The sequence below is a fragment of the Dyella silvatica genome (assembly GCF_026283955.1).
Taxonomy (GTDB): Bacteria; Pseudomonadota; Gammaproteobacteria; order Xanthomonadales; family Rhodanobacteraceae; genus Dyella_C; species Dyella_C silvatica.
Map to the genome: position 1 here is coordinate 1 of NZ_JAPDPE010000209.1, position 3,605 is coordinate 3,605.

General features: G+C 61.2%; 2 protein-coding genes. One reads left to right on the plus strand and one right to left on the minus strand.

What is annotated here, in order from left to right:
• Positions 1-11 precede the first annotated feature (11 nt).
• Positions 12-737 (plus strand): adenosylcobinamide-GDP ribazoletransferase, encoded by a 726-nt coding sequence (locus tag OUZ52_RS22550; protein WP_266160852.1) that lies wholly within the window; start codon positions 12-14, stop codon positions 735-737.
• 111 nt (positions 738-848) lie between these two features.
• Here OUZ52_RS22550 and OUZ52_RS22555 read toward each other — a convergent pair whose 3' ends face one another.
• Positions 849-3,302: a TonB-dependent receptor plug domain-containing protein gene (locus tag OUZ52_RS22555; RefSeq protein WP_425493906.1), complete on the minus strand. Its 2,454-nt coding sequence runs from the start codon at positions 3,300-3,302 to the stop codon at positions 849-851.
• Positions 3,303-3,605: the final 303 nt, after the last annotated feature.

Below are 3,605 nucleotides of genomic sequence, written 5' to 3' on the forward strand. Positions count from 1 at the left end.
ATCTCGGCGTAATGCGTGGATTGCTCGCCGCCATCGGCTTTCTGACCCGGCTGCCGGTACCGGTGTCGACGTTTGACGATGCCCGCGCGCAGTCGTCATCGCTGGCGTGGTATCCGTTGGTCGGGTTACTGCTGGGCGGTTGGTTGTGTGGCCTTGCCTGGCTAGTGCATGGCTGGCCACCGATGTTGTCCGCCGCGGTGCTGTTGCTCGCCTGGGTGGTTTCCACCGGCGGCTTGCATCTGGATGGCTTGGCCGACAGTGCCGACGCCTGGGTCGGTGGGCTCGGCGATCGCGAACGCACACTGACCATCATGAAAGACCCGCGCAGCGGGCCCGCGGGGGTCAGCGCGTTGATCCTGTTGCTGTTGACGAAATTCGCCGCGCTGGCAAGCGTAACGACACCGCTTTGGAGCGCCTTGCTGCTGGCGCCGTTGTTGGCTCGCAGCGCATTGACCCTGGCTTTTTTAAGCATCCCCTATGTGCGCAGCGGCGGCCTTGGCAGCGGCCTGGTCGATGCCCCACGGCTGGCATGCATGGTCGGATTACTATGCGCCGCTGTCGTCTGTGTCGCGTTCGGTTGGCGAGGCGGCTTGGCCTTGCTATGCACGCTGATGGTATTCATCGGCTGGCGTCATGCCTGCCGCAAGCGCCTGGGCGGCATGACTGGCGATACCTGCGGCGCACTCACTGAGCTGGTCGAGGTGGTGGTGTTGATCGCGCTGACGGTGAGCGCTTAGCGGTTTGATTAACGCTGTCATCAGCCAAACGTATTTCTCCCCCTGCTTGCAGGGGGAGGCTGGGAGGGGCGGTCTCGCCACGACACAAACAACTAGCTCAGCGCCAGGGCTTTACCAGCGATAAGCCACCTTGCCGTACACATACGCGCCATTGAATCCAAACGGCGAAAACACCGAGTAGGGCAGGGTGCCGTTATTGTCGTTGGCGGCGATTGCGCGATCGGGATACGTGTTGAAGACGTTATCTGCGCCGACGGTGAAGCTCCAGCGATTCAGGTTGTAACTCACCGCCAGATCGAGCAACCACTTGCTGCTCAAGGTCTGGTCGAAGGCGGCACTGGTGGAGTTGTATGCGGTGAACTTGCCATAGCGAGTCAGGGTGCCGTTCACGCTCCAGCGATCGATGTTGTAGAGCCCGTTGAGAATCAGCTTGCTGCGCGGCGTGGTATCGGCGAGCAGGCCGTATTGGTCGCGGCGATCGATGCGCTTGAGATTCAAGCCCAGTGCATTGAGCACGGTCGGATTCGGTTTGACATCGGTCACCTTGTTCTTGTTGTAGTTGTAGCTCAAGGTGGTTTGCAGGGTGCCTGCGTTGCCGAAATCAAAGCGGTAGCTGCTGACCAGGTCGATACCGCGGGTGCGCGTATTGACCGCATTGGTGAAGTAGGCGATGCCGCTGTAGTTGGTATTGGTGATGCCATTGGCGGCCAGATAGCTTTGCACGGCCGCCGACGTCGTGGCGAGATTGCTCGATAACGTGATGCGGTTATTGATCTGGATCTGATAGATGTCGACGCTCAGGTTCAGCGGATCGATCGGATTCCAGACCAGGCCCACGGTGTAGTTGCGCGATTTCTCCGGCTTGAGCGGTTGCGCGCCGAGCAAGCGACCGACCGTGCTGTTGGCCGCGACCAGGCCGGTGTTGTAGATGCCCGGCGGCAGGCCCAGCGAATTGCCGGTGCCGTAGTACAGCGACGAGGTGTACGAATAAAACTGCTGGGCCAGCGACGGTGCGCGGAAACCGGTGGAGGCACTGGCACGCAAGGCGAAGCGGTCGGTGAAATCAAAGCGCCCGGCGAGCGAGCCGGAGGTGGTGCTGCCGAAGTCGGAGTAGTTTTCGTGGCGAACGGCTAGCGAGGTACCGAGCCGGTCGGTGAGGTTGGTTTCCAGGCTGAGATATTCGGCTACGTTATGCCGGGCATGCGAGCCTGCATTCCCAGGCTGGTAGCCGCCAAAGCCTTGGGCGCCCCCGGAGACCCCGGAGGTGCCGGTGTAATACGAGGTCGGGTCGCCGGCATCGATGCTATAGCTCTGGCGCAAATACTCGGCGCCGAAGGCCACGGTAACCGGGTTCGGCAACCAGCCCACGGATAATTCTTTGGCGATGTCGACATCGAACGATTGCTGCGCGGCCGACAGAATGCCGTCATGGAAGCGGGTTGGGCTGGAGCCGAAATCTTTCAACCAGGCGCGGTTGATGCTGTTGAAGGTTTCGTAGGAGACCCGATTGCCGCCGTAGTTGGCGCTGATGTCCCAGCGCCAACCGCCATCGGTTTTGCCGCGCAGCCCGACCACCAGCGATTTGTCGGTGGCGTCGGAATTTTCCAGCGGCAAGTAGCCATTCGGATAGATCGAGGGTACCGAGTTGCTGCTGGACAGGTTGCGGAAGAACGCCGGCGAGGTGCTGTCGCGATGACCGTAGTGCCCAAAGGCATAGAGCTGCGCCCCCGAGGTGATGTCGTACTGCGCGTTGAGGAACAGGTTTTGATCTTTGACGGCGGGGTCGCCAAAGCGCTGCGTGACCCCGTCGGCTGGGCGTGTGCGATTGACGCCTGCGCGATTGGTGTAGTCCTGATTGCCGTCTTGCACGGTAAAGCGTAGCCAGCCTTTGTCGTTATTCAGCGGAATACCGAAGTTGGCCGAACCCTGCCATTGCCGGCCATCGCCGGCGGAATATTGGCCACCGGTGACTTCGACCGAACCACCCTGGGCGCCTTTTTTCAGCACGATATTGATCACGCCGGCAATCGCGTCGGAGCCGTACTGCGCCGATGCGCCATCGCGCAGCACTTCGATATGGTCGATGGCGGCCATCGGAATGGTATTCAGGTCGACCGCTTGCGAGCCACGCCCCAGGACGCCATTGGTAAGAATGATTGCGCCCGGATGCCAGCGCTTGCCGTCCACCAGCACCAAGACCTGGTCGGGCGACAGGCCGCGCAATTGCGCCGGGCGTTGCGAGTCGGCGGTATCGGACGCCGAAGGCCGCGGGAAGGTCAGCGAGGGAATCAGCCGCGCCAGCGCGGTAGTGAGCTCGTTGGTGCCGGTTTGCTGCAACGCCTGGTTGGATACTACGTCAATCGGTGTCAGCGAACTGCTTTCGGTGCGATTGTCTGCACGGGTGCCGGTAACGATGACCGCGCTCAGATTCTTGGCTTTGCCAGTGTCGCTGGGCGCGCTGCTCTGTGCGCGGGCGGTGCCGGCGGAAAGCGTCAGCACCATGGCTGTGAATAAGGCGGTATGGGCGAGCCGCGTGGTGGCAGTCTTGCTTGATGACGGATGCATGTATTCTCCCCAGTGATGCTGCGGTGCAGCGATTGCAGGCTAGACTGCGTTTGCGGTCAAAGTCAACCAGACGTTTAGACGTCCGTGTGTTCGTGGCTGTTTTCTGTTGCCTCGAAGCTGGCCTTGGATGCGCGCTTTTATCGTGGTGGATGCGACCTCTGGCACAGGCCCGTGCCTTTGCCGGTGCCGGCCGGAATAGGCCGGCATTGAAAACTGCGCGGACGGGTCGATAATGACGGGCTGCCGGCCTCGCCGGCCCCCGGTTTCATTTGGAGTGTTTATGCCTATCTACGAATTCGAATG